6 protein-coding genes and 1 riboswitch are annotated in these 18,733 nt (G+C 45.6%); all 6 genes read left to right on the top strand.

Annotated features, from left to right (window positions below; all coding sequences use genetic code 11):
* Nucleotide 1 precedes the first annotated feature (1 nt).
* On the top strand, nt 2–799 hold the full coding sequence (locus LDO05_RS14925) for a TrmH family RNA methyltransferase (RefSeq protein WP_251376154.1): 798 nt from the start codon (nt 2–4) through the stop codon (nt 797–799).
* Nucleotides 800–1,231: 432 nt separating this feature from the next.
* Nucleotides 1,232–7,204: an RCC1 domain-containing protein gene (locus tag LDO05_RS14920; RefSeq protein WP_251376153.1), complete on the top strand. Its 5,973-nt coding sequence runs from the start codon at nt 1,232–1,234 to the stop codon at nt 7,202–7,204.
* Nucleotides 7,205–7,213: 9 nt separating this feature from the next.
* On the top strand, nt 7,214–15,595 hold the full coding sequence (locus LDO05_RS14915; protein ID WP_251376152.1) for a S8 family serine peptidase: 8,382 nt from the start codon (nt 7,214–7,216) through the stop codon (nt 15,593–15,595).
* Between the two features lie 1,086 nt (nt 15,596–16,681).
* Entirely contained in the window at nt 16,682–16,819 is a 138-nt protein-coding gene (locus tag LDO05_RS14910) for a hypothetical protein (protein ID WP_251376151.1), read from the top strand.
* A gap of 6 nt (nt 16,820–16,825) precedes the next feature.
* Complete coding sequence (locus tag LDO05_RS14905) at nt 16,826–17,284, top strand: DedA family protein (RefSeq protein WP_346657650.1); 459 nt, start codon at nt 16,826–16,828, stop codon at nt 17,282–17,284.
* An 82-nt stretch (nt 17,285–17,366) separates the two neighbouring features.
* Nucleotides 17,367–17,449: riboswitch (ZMP/ZTP riboswitch) on the top strand.
* Between the two features lie 316 nt (nt 17,450–17,765).
* Nucleotides 17,766–18,272, top strand: coding sequence for a hypothetical protein (locus LDO05_RS14900; RefSeq protein WP_251376149.1), 507 nt, complete (start codon nt 17,766–17,768; stop codon nt 18,270–18,272).
* The last annotated feature ends 461 nt before the right edge of the window (nt 18,273–18,733 follow it).

Raw genomic sequence — 18,733 nt, 5'->3', positions numbered from 1 at the left:
AATGGACATTATATCGCCGCAGAATACGCGTGTTAAAGAGTGGGCGCAGCTATTAGAGAAGAAGTATCGGGACCGGCAGCAGCGGTACCTGGTGGAAGGGATCCATCTGGTGCAGGAGGCCCTTAAGGCGGATGCCGGGATTGAAGTGATCGCTTATTCGCTGGATCATGGCATTCCTCCAGAGCTTGCAGAGGCCGGGGCTGGAAAAGTATCTATGGAGTGGGTCGGAGTGTCTGAAGCGGTTATTGCCAAATGCACGGACACCAAATCGCCACAGCCTGTATTTGCCGTAATCGGCAAGCAGCGCAGTTCATGGGAGGCGCTGATCGAGCAGAACAACAGTCTGGTTGTGGTGCTTGACGGAGTGCAGGACCCGGGCAATGTGGGCACCATTATCCGTACGGCCGATGCGGCCGGAGCTAGCGGGGTGATTGTGGGTCCTGGTTGTGCGGATATCTATAATCCGAAGACACTCCGGTCCACCATGGGATCGGTGTTTCACCTTCCTGTGGTAGAAGGGGACTTAACGGAACTCCTTCCTAAGGCGAAGGAGAAAGGGATCCGCTTGGCAGGAACGAGCCTGCAGGCAGCTCGTATTTGCTACGAGTATGACTTCAGAGGGCCGACCTGGCTGCTGTTCGGCAGCGAGGCAAGCGGCCTGTCAGCGGCTGTACAAGCTGAGCTTGACGATGCCCTGATCATTCCGATGAGGGGCGGTGCGGAGTCCCTGAATGTGGGCATGGCGGCCTCGATCTTACTGTACGAGGCGCTGAGGCAGCGGGAGTTTGCGGGTCGGTAGAGGTTGGTATATTTGAGGAAGAAGCTGATGGGTTGTCGGCTTCTTTTTTGTTTGGTTTTTGGGTATCGTTAGCTTTAGATAAGTTTGAATTAAGTCAAATGCTAGTTGGGCGAAAATTAATCATAATAAAGCAAAGCAGACTGCTATCAGGCAGTCTGCTTTTTTTATTGGCTAAAGCTCTATCAGCTTGGAATGGTAAAGATATATATCACAAAATAGTGAAAAAATCAAATTCATCGACTTATAGTTACAAAATTCGACAAAAGTAGCGATTGCCAGTTTATGGTTTGAGGGAGTATGATCATTTCCACATGGGTAATTCTTCCTGCTAATGTGTATTTAGTGCTTTAAGTAGAGGGGGTGTTATTAAAGGGTTATAGGAACTAAGTTGCATAAGGATCATATTCATTTTAAGGGAGATATCTATAAATTATGTTAAAAAAAATCGGCAAACTTTTCATTGCAATCTTGTTGGTTGCTGAATTAATCGCGTTTGTGTTGCCACTGAATAAGGTACAGGCTGCTATTGATACAACAACTTTTCAGCAACCAAGCATTGTAGCTAACAGCTCTTATGCGCTGTTCCTAACTGCGGATGGGAAAGTGAAGTCAAGCGGTTATGGTAGCAGTGGAGAACTCGGTCTTGGATCCACAACCCAAGCCTCAGTTCCGACAGAAATTACAGGTCTAACGAATGTTAAACAATTGGCAGCTGGCTACAATAGCTCCTACGCACTATTGAAGGATGGAACGGTAAAGTCATGGGGTTATAACGGGTATTATGGACTTGGCTTCGGAGATACCACCAATAGAACGACGCCTACACTTATTCCAAATCTAACAAATGTTAAACAAATCGCTGCAGGACAATATTTTGCTGCTGCAGTAATGAATGATGGGACAGTTAGAAGTTGGGGGTACAACTCTTACGGACAGCTTGGTAGTGGGACGACAACTAACGGGACCCTTCCAACTAAGATTCCTAACCTGACGAATGTAAGTCAAATTTCAGTAGGTAATAATTATATGCTCGCCCTATTGAATGACGGAACGGTAAAAGCATGGGGATACAATGGGAACGGTCAATTAGGACTCGGTAATACAACAAATGTAAGTGTACCAACCCCCTTGCCCAATTTATCAAATGTACGGCAATTATCTGCTGGATATACTCATGTATTGGCAGTATTGAATAATGGGACTTTAAAATCTTGGGGAACCAATAGTTATGGTGAACTAGGTATAGGAACAACAGTGAGCTCAAGTTCACCGGTTCCTATTCCTTCCCTTACCAATATATCTCAGGTAACTGCGGGTAATTACTTCTCTCTTGCCGTATTAAATGACGGAACCACCAAGAGCTGGGGATATAACAACTATGGACAGTTGGGGTTAGGGGACACTACTAATCGGACAACTCCCACTTCACTTACAACAGAGAATAACGTAGTAAATGTAAGTGCGGGACCGAACTTTGCATTTTTCCTAAAAGAAAACAACTCTGTACGGGCAGTGGGATATAACGGGAATTATCAGCTAGGCATAGCGGATGGGTCCGCAAAGTTAACTCCAGTAGATATTCCTGGGTTTCAAGTAATGACGGTGCCCTTACAAATAGAGGCCATTGACTCTGCGAATTTTATTGTATCTTCTAGCTATTCCGACTCATCTTACTCCTATATTAACGGAGTTTTAAGAGCATGGGGAAGTAACTCTTCTGGCCAGTTGGGAACGGGAGATACATCGGATCGAACGATCCCAACAACGGTAGTTGGCCTCAGCGGAATCAAACAACTAGCGGTTGGTGATTCATATGCGCTGGCCTTAATGGAGGATGGAACGGTCAAGGGCTGGGGAAAGAATAACTATGGTCAGTTGGGAACGGGAGATTCAGTAAATATAAAGGTTCCGACAACGATTCAAGGACTTAGTGGAGTCAAACAGCTCGCCGCAGGAGCTAGTCACACGCTGGCTTTGATGGAGGACGGGACGGTAAAAAGTTGGGGATCTAACTCCTCTGGGCAACTGGGTACGGGCGATACGGCGACTGGAAATACACCGACAAAGATCCCAAGCCTCAGTGGAGTGAAACAACTGGCAGCAGGTTATTATCACACCTTGGCCTTGATGGAGGATGGGACGGCCAAGAGTTGGGGATCTAACTCCTCTGGGCAATTGGGTACAGGTGATACGGTTAACAAAACAGCCCCCACAACGATCCCGGGCCTTAGTGGAGTCAAACAGCTGGCAGTAGGTTCTTCTCACACCTTGGCCTTGATGGAGGATGGGACGGTTAAGAGCTGGGGATATAACTCCTCTGGGCAATTAGGTACAGGTGATACGGTTAACAAAACAGCCCCCACAACGATCCCGGGCCTTAGTGGAGTCAAACAGCTGGGAGCAGGTTTTTCTCACACCTTGGCCTTGATGGAGGATGGGACGGTCAAGAGCTGGGGATATAACTCCTCTGGGCAACTGGGTACAGGTGATACAACGAACAAAACAGCCCCAACAACGATTCCGGGCCTTAGTGGAGTCAAACAGCTAGCAACAGGTTCTTCTCACGCCTTGGCCTTGATGGAGGACGGAACGGTGAAGAGCTGGGGTTATAACTTTTTTGGCCAACTTGGTATGGGTGATTCACTTAACAAAACATCTCCCACAACAATTTTGTACCTTAGTGGCATTAAACAACTGACAGCAGGTTCTTCTCACTCGTTAGCCTTAATGGAGGATGGTACGGTGAAGAGTTGGGGAAGTAACGATAATGGGCAACTGGGCACAGGTGATACAGTGTCCAAAACGGTCCCAACAGCAATCTCTGGCCTGAGCGGAGTGAAACAGCTGGCAGCAAGTTCTTCTCACACAGTAGCCTTAATGGTTGACGGAACGGTGAAGAGTTGGGGTAGTAACGGTAGTGGGCAATTGGGGACAGGTGATACAGTGTCCAAAACGGTTCCTACTACGGTCCCTGGTCTAAGCGGAGTCAAGCAACTAGTAACAGGATCCTACTTCACATTGGCCTTGATGGGTGATGGAACAGTAAAGGGTTGGGGAGATAACTCTTATGGTCAACTAGGCACGGGCGATATGACGAACAAAATTATCCCCACAACAATCCCTAGCCTCAGTAGAGTCAAACAACTAGTAGTAGGTGCTTATCACACGCTAGCTTTGATGGAGGATGGCACGGTGAAGAGTTGGGGATATAACGTACATGGGCAACTGGGTACAGGTGATCTATCAACTAAAACGATCCCTTCAACGATCTCTGGTTTGAGTGGAGTCAAACAGCTTTCAGCAGGATATTTCTATACGTTGGCCTTGATGGCGGATGGAACGGTGAGGAGTTGGGGATATAATTCCGATGGTCAACTAGGTACAGGTAATACAATGTCCAAAACGGTCCCTACAACGATCTCTGGCCTTGGTGGGGTGAAACAGCTTTCAGCAGGCTTTTCTCACACGATGGCCTTGATGGAAGATGGAACGGTGAAGAGTTGGGGATTCAATTTCCACGGGCAGCTGGGCGCAGGTGATACAACATCTAAAATGATGCCAACAATAATCCCTAGTTTGAGTGGAGTCAGGCAGCTTTCAGCAGGATCCTACTACACATTGGCATTGATGGAGGATGGATCGTTGAAGGGTTGGGGAAACAATTCTTCTGGTCAACTGGGCACCATTAGTAATCGCTCTACACCAACTTTAATTAATCTTAATCAACAATCAATCATACCCAAATTAAAAATAAAAGGCCAATCTAATGCGATCACATCAATTAAGTATTTCCTTGATGCTGAGACTGAGCCTAAAGCCACACAAAACCTTAAACTCTCTGGAAACATTGATATCTTTACTTTCGATACACTTAACACAGACAACTTAACCAAAGGCATCCATACCCTTCGCTATGAAGTCAGTGATGGTGCCCAAACGGCACAAGCTAAGATGTCATTTACTATTAATAATGCACCTCTACAAAATACATTTACAACGAGTTCCACTACGAACTCGGTTACAGCTACCGTAACATCCAATGACGGTGGACTGGATCCAGATCCATACCGTATCACGATAAATAACCAAACAAGCAACTGGAATTCAACAAATACGTTTACGGTAAATAATTTGGCGCCTAACAAAAAGTATTATGTCAAATTTGAAATGAAAGATTCGGCTGGGAACATTACAACGGAAACACGGGACGTTATTACGCTCGCTTCCGATCCAGTTTTAACGCTAAGCGGGACAACGCCGACAACAGCTACCTTTACCGTATCGGATAACAACCCGGCAAATACCCAGTACCAATTGTCAACGGGGACAAGCACGGTAAGTACAACTGGGAAGCTAATATCAGGATCTGCATGGATCACTTTAACAAATAAGAAAATCACGGTAAACGGCCTTAAGTCAGGGAAGTCATATCGCTTCCAAATCAAAGCCCGAAATCAGGAAGGGAACGAAACGGCTCCCTCGGTTTGGGTTCAAGTCGGCCCTCCAGCTAAGCCGCCGACACAGCCGCTAAATCTAAAGACCAGTGTTACCAGTAACAGCGTCAAGTTGACCTGGAATCCAGTTCAGGATGCGACTGGATATGAGATTGAGATCAATAGTGATCAGATCATTTCTAATGGAACTTCACTGGTGTACAACCCAACGTCACTCGATCCGAACACCATATACACCTACCGTGTACGGGCTGTAAATGACAGCGTGAAGGGAGCTTGGAGCCAAGCAGTTATGGTTCGTACACTGCTTCCAGCACCTATCGTTCCGGGCAACATCATTGCGATACCCACTAGCAAGACGGTAAGTCTGCAGTGGAGTGACGTGATCGGAGCGTTGAACTATGAAGTGGAATGGGATGGTCAGCTGCGTAAGACAAGCAAGACTACCGAGTTCAAAGTCGGCGGACTCCTGCCGGGCTCCCAGCATACTTACCGGGTTCGTGCTGTCAATAGCGGGGGAATCAGCCCATGGTCACAGATGTATACAATCATGACCAAATCCGATGTTCCATCGGTTCCTACCGAGCTCAAAGCGGAAGCGGAAGACAAAAAAGTTCGTCTGAACTGGAAACCAGTCGAAGATGCAACCTTCTATGAAATTGAAGCGGATGGCGTTGTTGTGATTAATAACAGCATGTCGAATGCTACGGACATCGCTGGGCTTGAACCAGGAACCACTCATCAGTATCGGGTTCGTGCGGTCAATGAAATTGGGGGCGGAGCCTGGAGTGATCCAATATCCAGTACAACATTCCGGCTCCCTACACCGACGAATATTACCGATAATGTCCAGGATACCTCGGTAGAGTTAACTTGGAGTGCGGTTCCATCTGCAATTGGATACTATATCGAAGCTGACGGACAAGTGAGCAGTGTATCAGGTACTACCTATAAACAAACAGGCCTGACTGCGGAAACTACGCATATCTACCGGATCCGGGCTCAAGGCGGAGCGGGAATCAGTGGATGGTCCCGGCTAATCACATTAACTACGTTACCGGTCAAGCCATTACCGCCAGCTCATGTGAATGCGATCGCCGGTAAAGATTACGTGACCGTGACATGGGAAGCTGTCCCTGGTGCACTTGGTTATGACTTAGAGATCGACGGGAAAGTTGTAGTGGATAATTTCGAAGAAACGACGTACCGGGACATTTTGCTGGATCCGTTTACGCCTCACACCTACCGTGTACGTGCAAAAACAGATGCAGTAGAAGGAGATTGGTCCAAGCTAGTGACCTTAGCTACTCTTCCGGACTTCCCAGCTGCACCTCAGAATATCCGTCTTACCTCGTCGGGTAGTATCGTCACCCTTGCTTGGGATGCAGATCCAACTGCTCAAGGATACGAGATTGAGATCAATGGCAAGATTCAAGATATCGGGATGCATACATCGTATCAGCACCGCCGAATAGCCAAGGAATCGGAGCACAAATACCGGATTCGTACGCATAATGCAGCGGGTGTCGGTGACTGGACCGGCCTCATTATCAACAACACCGTGACTGCGAAGCTCACCAAGAAAGAGACCGTGGATCTTGGACTCACCGCCTCGGATGTGACCGACTTTAGTCGTTATACGTTGATGGTCAACTATGATCCCAATGCGATGAGCGTCGCTGATCTCTCTATTTTAACTGGAACACCGGAACTTACGACTGGCCGAATTACGGGAACAGATATTATTGTTAATTCGTTTACGCCAGGCCGGATTGTCTTTACGACAGATAAAGTAGTGAATCCAGGTGAATCTTGGACCGGGGTCTTGAACAGTATCAAATTCAGAGCAAGCGTCTCTGGCGGTTCCTCACTTACGTATACCGTTATTCAAAAGCCGGAAACCAACTTTTTTAAAGATCCAATTAGTTATCTGAAAGCAATGGAATTTTAGGAGGAACCTATGAAGAAGTTATTAGCAAGAGCATTTCATCTATTCACCATCACCTCCGTGCTAACCAGCATGCTCTATACCAGCATGGGATCGGTACAAGCGAAGCCAGATACAAGCTCGGTTCAAGAGGCGCCGAAGCATCACAAACAAATTTTGGTCAAATACAAGAACAATGAGAAATCGGTAACAAGCAAAAAGGAACTAAAAACCAAATTGAAGCTAGGGAAACTCGATACTAAAGTTAAGCTCCGCCGCTCCAATGTCGAAGTGCTTGAAGTCGGTGACAATGATGATGTTACACAGACGATTGCCGAACTGAAAAAGGATCCCAATGTTCAGTTTGCACAGCCGGATTATAAATTAAACATTACTGCCACGCCACTGGATGATCGGTTTGATGAGCTGTGGGGATTGTCCAATACAGGGCAGCAAATCGCGTACCAAACGGGAGAGCCCGGGATCGATATCAAAATTAAAGATGCCTGGAACATTACCCAAGGTGCAGCATCTACCGTGGTGGGTGTCCTTGATACCGGCGTTGACATCAGTCATCCGGATTTGAAATCCCAAATCTTTATCAATGGTGGAGAAACACCAGACAACGGAATTGACGATGACGGGAATGGATACGTGGACGACGTTCACGGCTGGGATTTCGCGAATCACGACGGGATCGTGTACGACAATGCCAGCGAGGATAAGCATGGTACACATGTTGCGGGGATTATTGCGGAGACGGCTCCAAAAGTAACGCTCCTCCCGCTGAAGTTTATCAGCGGAACTAGCGGTTATACCTCGGATGCGATTGAAGCGATCGAGTATGCCAAGCAAATGGGCGTTAAAGTGATAAATGCGAGCTTTGGAGGGGCGGAAGCCAATCCGGCACTAGAAGAAGCGATCAAGCAGAGTGATATGTTGTTTGTTTGCGCAGCAGGAAATAACGGACAGGATACCACCAAGAATCCGGTGTATCCTGCGGCATACTCCCTAGCTAATGTGCTCTCGGTGGGGGCGATCGATAACCAAGGGAATCTTTCCTCTACCTCCAACTATGGCGCAGCCGTTGATTTTGCGGCGCCAGGAGTCGGGATTCTGAGTACCCTGCCTAGTGGCGAATACGGCTACTTGAGTGGAACCTCGATGGCTGCGGCTATGGCGACGGGAGTAGCTTCCTTGGTGAAGAGCCAATTTGCGGATTTGACAGTTGAACAGCTGGCGCAGCGTATGAAATCAAGCACGACATCTCTACAAATGCTAGAAGGGAAGACAGCAACAGCAGGCCTTCTCAATGCGGCCAAAGCGCTTAAGGCGACCGAAACGAAGACGGATGCGTCTAAGCCAAGTACGCCGACCAAGCCTTCTACGTCCACGGGAAAAGGTGACATGGTCGTTACCTTGGCCACCACTATTGCTCCTTCACTTCAAGAGCAGATTCATTATGGAGAAGAAGGCGTATCGGTGACCACAGGGAATTACTCTAAATCGATCACGGATATGTCTGTGACCGCGCCGGGATTTAGCATCGATTTTACCCGGACCTATAATTCCAAAGATGACCGTACTTCTAGCACGATGGGAAGAGGCTGGACGTTTGGATTCGAAGGGAATTTGAAGGATGATACAACGAATACTACCTTGAAAGTAGCCAAGTTGCCGAAAGGAACGGCCGTAGTTTTCGTGAAGAATGCAGACAGTACGTATACTGCGAACGACTCCCACAGTACGCTTGTCAAGCAGGCGGATGGTACGCATGTGCTTACGACAACAGATCAATATAGATATATTTTTAGCACGGCAGGATACTTGGTATCCATGCAAGACCGGAACGGAAACACGGTGAAAATTGAGGTGGACTCTGCGGGTAAAGTACAGAAAATTACCGATACGGTAGGGCGTATTTATACTGTTGCTTACAACGCATCTGGATATATCACAACCCTTAACGATCCGATGAACCGCACGGTTAAATATACCTATGATGCATCTAATCGGTTATCCACCGTGACAGATCCGGAAGGGAATATCATTAGTAACTATAGTTATGATACCTACGGGTATCTGAGCAAACTGCTGGACAATAACCAAAATGTGATGGAAGCCATCTTATATGATCACAGCGCAGGAACAGGCCCCCATAAGGTAAGCCAGTACACCAATGGACTTGGCAATGTACAGACGTTCAAGTATGACACGACTAATCGGATGACAACCGTGAAGGACATTAATGGACGTACACTCGTGAAATGGTACGATACCGCGATGTTTGTGACGAAGTCGCAGGATCCGGAAGGCCGTGTGACGCTGGTGGAGTACTATAACGATGCCAACGGCTTCAACAAATTTGGGGAAGAGAAGGTCGTCACGGACCGGAATGGGAACAAGACACAATATACAAGGGACGGTAACGGTAACATTACCAAAACCGTAAATCCGGATGGCAGCTTTAGTGAATATGTCTATGATGACAAGAACAACCTGGTCTCCGAGAAAGACGAATCCGGGAAAATGACGTACTACGTCTACGATACGGCTAAAGCCTTGCTTCTCAAGAAGGTCCAGCCGCTGAATGGAACCGATGCTTACACGGCTTCCTCTGATCCGGCGAAGTTTGCTATAACGGCTTATGTCTATTATTCTCCAGCAGAAGTACAAAAGCTGGGAATTAAAGCCAGTGGAATTCTTAAGAGTGAAACCGATCCTGAAGGGAACACGACTGCCTATACGTATGATAAATACGGGAATAAAGCAACCGCTACAGACCCGGAAGGCAATGTCACTACGCTGACGTACAATGTCCTGGGGTGGAACACGATTCAAATTTCCCCAGCAGGATACCGGACTGACTATACTTACGATAATAATGGACATGTGATTCGGTCTGTTCAAAGCGAAGGGGAAACAAACAGGTTTGTCTATGACAATCAGCAGCGGTTAATCCAAAAAATCGATCCGATGCAGTATGCTTCAGATAAAGATGGACTAAATGATAGTACGCCGACCGATGATTATCGGGATGCCACTATAGGAACCCGGTATACCTATTACCCTACGGGCAATGTCCAAAAAGAGATCGATGCCCTAGGCAACGAAACTTCTTATACCTACGATATCTACGGCAACAAATTGACAGAGACCCGGCCGAACCAATCGGTTTATGTCTATCAATATGATGTGATGAACCGGGTGAGCAAGATTTCTTTCAAAGCTAACCCACAGGCCGTTCCGGATGTGTTGGCCGACTATACGTACAAGGTCTTAGACAATGGGAAGACCCAGAAGAAGGAGACGAAGTACTTAAACAGTACGGATACAGCGATTACCATATGGACCTATGATGATCAAGGGAAAGAAGTAGAACGGCAGAATCCGGATGGGAATTCTGTCGCAACAGTGTATGAACCTAATGGACTTACCCGCTCGGTGACCGATGCGAGAGGGAATACAAGCTATTTTGCCTATGACGGGCTGAACCGGCTTACTAATACTTGGACTCCGCTCGATGGAGCGAAGTACATGTACAAAGGAACGACGTATGACCGGGCAGATCGCAAGATCGCAGAGAGTGCCGGGAAAGATCCGGTAGCTTTATTTGCGAAGCCACTGGAAGATCGGAAGATCGTCACGAAATCTCAATATGATGGTAACGATCATATTACGCTGACCACGAACAGCAGCGGCAGCAAGACCTTGCTCAAATACGATGAAGAAGGGAATACGATTCGCAAAGAGGTATATACCTCAGCCACAGAATCTATGGTCACCGAGTATGCGTATAATGACCAAGGCAAGCCCGTATCCGAAAAGCACTTTGTGGGTAAAGCCGATCTGTATCCGGCACCTTCATCACGTGATGATCAGGTGGCACTTGAGACTATAACGGAATATGACTTGAACGGCAATCCAGTTGCCGTTACCACGCCGGACGGCGTTCGTTCCGAAGTCACCTATGATGCCCTGAACCATCCGATCGCAACAAAATTGCCATCAATCGATGAACAGGGTAACCCTGCGTTAGCCAAGACGTCAACCACGTATGACTGGCAGGGTAAACCGCTAGTTTCTTTCGATGCGAGAGGGAACAAGACCCAGAATGAATACAATGAGAAAGGGCTGCTTGCTAAACAAACCAACGCCCTTGGTGGTGTAACTTTATATGTATATGATAAAGCTGACCGGAAAATTGCGGAGATCTCTCCGAAGAACTATAACGCCTCAAAATCATGGAAAGAACTTAGCCGTACGGAATATACGTATGACAATATGAGCCGCACAAAGCTCATTACGGAGAAGTTCAATGAGCAGAAACTCAGTCCTTCGTTTACTTGGACGACAGAATGGACGGAGAAGGTCGCCAAGGCTTACCTGTACGACGAAAATGGCAATGTGACCAAGGAGCTGGATGGAGAAGGGTATGCAGCGGGAGTAGGGACAACCAGTGCGGCAAAGATCCAATCCGGGTACGGACTAATCAACAATTACAACGCGGCGAATCTCCTTGCTTCTCAGCTTAACCCTATTGCTAAGGATCGCGGGCTAAAGACATCTGTATCGTATGGATATGATGGTCTGGGAAGAAAGATATCAGAAACAAATGTGAACGGTGTCGTAAATTTAACTACGTTCGATGACGCTAATAAAGTCCTATCTTTGGCTGTGAAGAAATCGATCACTTCGCCGGAGCAGACCTTGGAGACCCATTCCTATGACTGGGCTGGCCGACCGCTGAGTGACACCGATGCTAATGGAAATAAGACGCTTTACTCATATAATGCTATGGGAATGATCCGTAGCATAACTTCATCTGGAGACGATACGGTATCCGAATATACGGTTCAAAGGCAGTATGATACGATGGGTCGCCTTGCCAAAGAAGCCGATTCGGCTGGCAAGGTGAGTCTCAATGAATATGACGCTTTAGACCATCAAATTAGCTCGACCGAGCAGGCAGTGGATGGCTCAAGTGCTATCACGACAAAGGTAGCGTACGATCTCAATGGGAACAAGCGATTTGAGACCGATGGGAACGGAAATATTCACGAGAATGTATATGATGGACTTAACCGGGTTATCGAGGAACGGGATTCGGTTACCAACATAAAAGCTGGAGTAAAGGTTCATGCAACCAAATACACCTATGATGCTAACGGTAATAAGCTAACTGAGACGAATTGGCTCGGAAATACAGGCACATTAATTTATGATGATAAGAACCGGCTAATCGAACGTAAAGACGCAAGCGGTGTATCTGTACAGAAGCTTGAGTATAATCTTAATGATACCCAAGTACGGGCATGGGATGCGCTTAACCGGGTGACTTCATTTACTTATGATATGAATACTCTTCTTACCACCACAGTGGACCCAGAAGGGAATACGTCAGCTACCAAATATGATCTACTCGGGAATAAGACCGCCGTTACCGATGGGAACGGAAATACCACACGTTACGACTATGATTACCTAGGTCGACTGAGTCGTGTGACGAATGCGCTGGATGAAGTCACCTCATATACGTACGATCTCATTGGTAATAAGCTCACTCAGACGAACGGAAATGGTCACGTAAGCACGTTTGAATACAACGCAGCAGACTTACTGGTTCGTCGAATTGACCCTGGTGGTCTTCAAGTTAAGAACGGCAAGATAGCGTATCAAGCCGATCAAATCGAGAGTTATACGTATTTTGCCAATGGCTCCATGAAAACGAAGACAGACCGAAATGGGAATACTACATCATACAGCTATGATGTTCATGAGCGGCAGTTGTCCCGTACCGTGGACGGTCCATCTCTGACTTCAAGTCCTGTACAAGGTCGTCAAGTCTCGTACACCTATGACAACAATGACAACCCTTTGACGGTATCTGATAAGACGGGAACAACGATTCGAACCTATGACGAGCTAAACCGGACAATAACCAAGTCGGTACCGAAGCTTGGGACAAATACGTATCAATATGATGACACTATGGGATTAACCCAAGGCTTCCGAGCTGAAGTAACCACCGATGTCAAAGGTAATGTTACCCGCAAAGTGTACGACAAGACGAACCGACTGGTTGAGGTCAAGGCAAATAACGATCCTGCTATTTCGTACACGTACTATAACGATGGATCACGTAAGTCGGTGGTGTATTCTAGCGGTATTAAGGAAGAGTATACCTATACGCTAACGAATCATGTAAGTACGTTAAAGAACTTTAAGGGAACGGCCTTGATGGATTCTTATACTTACGCCTATGATGCGGCGGGAAACCAGCTCTCCAAGGAAGAATTGATTAATGGTGTAAATAAAGGGAAGACCACCTATACTTATGATGCCCTGAGCCGGTTACAGACCGTTCTTGAGCCGGGCGGGAAACAAACCACATATAGCTTTGATGCAGCAGGGAACCGGATTGAAGAGAAGGTGAAAGATTCATCTTCCGTCAAGACAACCCAGTATGAGTACAATAATCAGAACCGTTTAACGGCGACGAGGGAATTGACTTCTCAAGGAAGTACGCAGCTCGTTAATTATAAGTATGATAATAACGGGAACTTGATTAACAAGAGCACTGAGATCATCAAGAAGATTGATCCACAGAAGCCAACAGATCCGACCTTCGGAATATTCGTCTATGGGCAAAAAAACGAGAATCCACGGATAGACAATATCGTATCAGGTACCGCTGCCTATGAGTATGACGTGTGGAACCAATTATCCAAATCGAGTACAGGCGAGGGAACAGTGACCTACGAGTACAACGGCGATGGATTAAGAACGAAGAAAATCTCAAATGGTGTGACCAGCCAGTACGTCTATGAGTCAGATAAGGTTGTTCTAGAGACGGACGAATCGGGCAAACAAACTGCGTTCAATTTGTATGGTACGAATCTGCTTACCCGAAAAGTCGGAGACGAGAAATACTCGTATTTGTATAACGGACATGCTGATGTTACGGCCTTGGTTAATGATTCGGGAGAAGTTAAAGCTTCTTATTATTACGATGCTTTCGGAAATATCGCGCAGACCACAGGAAATGTGAAGAATTCCGTAAGATACGCAGGCTATCAATATGATGAAGAGAGCAAGCTTTATTACCTGAACGCAAGGTATTATGATCCAAGTATCGCCAGGTTTATAAGTGAGGATACGTATCTTGGGGAAGCTAATGATCCACTGTCGCTTAATCTATATTCATATGTTAGTAATGAGCCTATTATGTACAGTGATCCAACAGGGCACTGGAAAGAGTCAGATAAGAACATTACAAATGTTACGGTTCAGGCCCAACTAATTGCCTTAACGAGTGCATACTTTAAGGCAACAACAGATAAAGATAGACGGTCTATTGAAAAATCAGCGGAAGATTTAAGAAGAAGTGCAGCAGCAAAAAGAGTGGATGTTACCCCGTTGATGTATGCAAATGTAGAGAATATAATTAATACAGCTGTTTCTTTGGCGGGAAAAGGAGATTTTAATAAAAATACATGGAATGATGTTCTTAAAAAAAATAATTTAACTGTATCAAAGGATGGTAAGACAACCACACTTGGAAGAACTGATCTCGAGGTATCAACTCAGATGGAGTTCGTAGATAGTAAGCATCGTGCTGAATTGATTACACATGTTGCTGTGAACTACAACTTTGGTAATAAGGAAAAGATATTTCTCTCACAAGCAGCTAAGGCAGGACAAATAACCTCAATACCTCAGGGATTGGCACTCTATGATTTTATGAATTTGAACAATGGAAAAGTATCGGAAAATGATCTTAAGCTTCTTCATGTAAATTATAAATCTGCTTCAAATACAATAAGTTCATTGTACAGTAACTTCCATTTCGCTAGATTTGATTTAACAATTAATGATGCAGTAAGACAGGCTTCAAACTATTCATTAGGAGAATATTTTCCGGTAGGTACCAAAGTATCAGGCACTTCTGGTAAGTTTGTTTATTCGGGAGCTTTAGAGACAAGTGCTGGAGCAGGAGGTAAACCTAAGAGTGCCGGAAAACTTACAATTCCTCAAGGACTTACATCAAAACAATTTAAAAGCATATCCTCGAAAATAAGACAAAAACTTGGCTCAATTAGCAATGATATTCTAGTTCAAGGAAGTAGGGCAAACGGAACAGCACGTGTCGATTCTGATATTGACTTTGCTGTCAGGGTATCTCCTGAAAAATTTGATGAGTTAGTTAAACAGCGGTTTGGGACGCCAAATCGGGGCTCAGCTAAAGAGAAAACTATGCTTCATGCAATTAAAACTGGAAAAATTCAAGCTGGTGAGGCAGGACTTAGTAGTTTTAGAAAACAACTACAACAGGAACTTGGAATTGATGTGGATATTTCAATAATTAAGTCTGGAGGGTCTTTCGACAATGGTCCATATATTCGACTAAAATAAAATTGAGGTGATAATATGCTTCTTAATAATATTGATTTATTTTGCAAAATATTCATTGATACAGACTGTAGCAGGGAAGAAGTCGTCTCTTGTGTCTCGGAGAGTGTAGATGGAACATTAGAAAGATGGAGTGTTTCAAACAAGCAATGTAGTATTGATTTGTTGAAAAATGATGACTTTAACGAAACGAAACGAACACAAAGACCTGACGGTTTTTTATATTCGAGATACTATCTTGAGATTGAACCTAGTGAAGAAACAGAATCAAGTGCTTATATATTATGCATCTCGGGACTGCTTACTAATCTATGGAACAGTGGCTATAAGGCTGTTGCTGCGTGTGACTTTGAAGATGTATTGCCTAGAAAAGGCGGGTACGACAGTACTACTTAGAATATATTCCTGTGGTCGTTGTTGTTGGGCTCCTTTTCAGGGGGGACCTAGTGCCGAATGAATCCAGCATCAACTAATAACACATCAACCCCATGTAATACCGTATAAAGATTTCTCGAAATCGCTGTACGCACGTTAATGGTTTACTTTTATAATCTAAATAACGCTATGCCGAAACATTAAACAGGTCGATTATGGTCAAATACCACTATGATTGACCTGTTTTTTGTTATGTTTGTTTTTCTTCTATTTTTCACAATCCAACGCAACTGAACAATACCATACCTCGATATAGACATTGAGAAGGCAATCTATTAAAAAGTCATCGCAACTAATTGGAGAGAAGGTGGGACTTTATAATGTCTGAACGTAACTGAACTGTTCACAACGGGAAGGTCATGTTTTAAAGACTAGCCACCTACCAATTAGTTCCAAAAATTATGGGGAGATTGCGACATGATGAAAAGATTTGGAATCGAGAGAGCGTATTTCCAATGATTTTACGGACTTGTACTGAATTCTCAACGAGTTTCAAAAACAATTCCTTCACTTCTTGGGACCTCGAACAAGCACCCCGAAAACTCCAACAAAGAATTGGTTAAAATAAAGAAGAGGAGTAAACCCATTTCTCTCCCTCACTTTCACACCTAACCAACATGCCAAGTTGATGGCATCAAGAAGGAGTCCATCCAGATGCTCCAAGACAAAATCTTTTATCTCATTGCACATTATGGTTATATCGGTATCTTTGGAGCCTTGGCCCTTGGGATTGTCGGGCTGCCCATACCGGACGAAGTCCTGATGACCTATTCGGGATACCTGATCTCCTAGGGGAGGCTGTCTTATATCCTGACCCTGCTGGTCGCGGTGGTGGGCAGCTTTGCGGGAATGAGCGTTAGTTACTTCATTGGGCGGAAGTTTGGGTATCCGCTGCTTGAGAAGCATGGCCGTAAGATTCGGATTACGAAGGAGAAGCTTGATCATACCCGGCGCTGGTTCAAGAAATTTGGCAAGTTTGCGCTCACGCTGGGCTATTTCATACCTGGTGTTCGTCATCTCACGGCGTATTTTACCGGGATCAGCGGATGGCGTTACCGTACATTCCTCTCATATGCTGCACCCGGAGCGATACTATGGGCGTTCACTTTTATCACGCTGGGAAAATACCTGAGCAAGCATTGGTTGGCTGTTACAGAAGCCATTCATAAGTATTTGCTGCTTGGCTTTGTGCTTCTTGTTCTGATTCTCATCCTTATCTGGTATCTGAAAAGAAAACCAAAAATGAACCAGGCCTGAGATTGTCCAACAGTCTGGTCATCGTATAGGATACCTTGATCCCATAGGGATATTTGGTAAAATAAATCTTGTAAACAAGACTGTTACCGTGTGCTACTGGCGAGTAAACGTGGACGACCACGGGGGAGCACATGGATATATAAGCCGTTCGCCTGGGCAAAGTGTTTGATCTAATCAAACACTTTTTTTATTTGCTATGATAGGGTGAAGGACAAATGGAAGAAATCAAAATGCGGTATGGGATTAATCCGAATCAAGGCAATGCAAAAGTCACATCGCCTGGTAAGCTACCTTACAGGATTCTTAATGGAGCCAAGCTAAATTAACTTACTCGATGCACTTAACGCTTATCAGCTTGTAAGAGAGCTCAGATTAGCCATAGGGGAACCTGCAGCAGCCTCTTTCAAGCACGTAAGTCCTGCTAGAGCGGCTGTGTATAGCCCGCTGAGCTGAACTGGCTAAGGCTTTTGGGGTCGCCGGTATGGAGCTGTCACCTCTGGCTGTCGCCTATGCGAGGGCAAGGGGAAACGATCGCATCTCCTCCTTCGGGGCCTGTGCGGCACTAAGTGATCTAGTGGATCTTTCTACTGCTAAATTACTGAAGAGAGAAATTTCCGATATGATAGTGGCACCTGCCTATGATGATGCTGCCCTAGAAATTCTCATGACCAAGAAAAACGGCAAATACCTTATTATTGATATCGATCTCGATTACGAGCCTGGTCTAGTAGAGGAGAGGACTTTATTCGGGGTTCACCTGGTTCAGGATAGAAACAATATGGCCATTACCGAGAAGACTTTAGACCATATCGTAACTGAGAACAGAGACCTTCCAGACGCCGCAAAGAGAGATCTGTTAATTGCAGCAATCACATTAAAATATACACAGTCCAATTCGGTATGTTTTGCTAAGGATCGGCAGACACTTGGTGTGGGAGCAGGCAGCATTACCGTATACACTGTACGAGGCTCGCTGCTTCGAAGGTAGAGAACTGGTGTTTAAGGTAGCATCCAGCTACACTCACCATGAAATTTCACTCGCAGATCTCACCTACGGTGAGAAATAACGTTATAGATAAGTGGCTTTGCCACGTCTTACTGTCCCCAACAAGCTTGGGAGGAGTGCTACGAGGAAGTCCCTCAGAGGCTTATTCTTGTTGAGGAAAGAGAATATTTACTCGGACTCCGGAAAGTATGCTATGCTCAGACGCATTCTTGCCATTTCGGGAAATTATTGACCGGGCTGCACTAAGTGGGGCCAAATACTGTAGACGGGCGAATCGTCACGGATAGGGAAGTTATTGAAACCGCTAACCCATACGTTATGGGCATAGCCTGCTCAGGGTACTACGGTTGTCCCATCATAGATATTTCTAGTCCCTACGTCAAGTTTATCTTTGTACAAGCTTATATAAAAATACATCAGCCCCCATCCGAAACTGGATGGGG

Source organism: Paenibacillus sp. YPG26 (assembly GCF_023704175.1).
Lineage (GTDB): Bacteria > Bacillota > Bacilli > Paenibacillales > Paenibacillaceae > Fontibacillus.
The sequence above is the reverse complement of the archived record's forward strand: the minus strand, read 5'-3'. Positions and strand labels throughout refer to the sequence as shown.

Coding starts and splice junctions, on each gene's coding strand:
- LDO05_RS14925 (WP_251376154.1), top strand. CDS start 2: ATGGACATTATATCGCCGCAGAATACGCGTGTTAAAGAGTGGGCGCAG.
- LDO05_RS14920 (WP_251376153.1), top strand. CDS start 1,232: ATGTTAAAAAAAATCGGCAAACTTTTCATTGCAATCTTGTTGGTTGCT.
- LDO05_RS14915 (WP_251376152.1), top strand. CDS start 7,214: ATGAAGAAGTTATTAGCAAGAGCATTTCATCTATTCACCATCACCTCC.
- LDO05_RS14910 (WP_251376151.1), top strand. CDS start 16,682: ATGCTCCAAGACAAAATCTTTTATCTCATTGCACATTATGGTTATATC.
- LDO05_RS14900 (WP_251376149.1), top strand. CDS start 17,766: ATGGAGCTGTCACCTCTGGCTGTCGCCTATGCGAGGGCAAGGGGAAAC.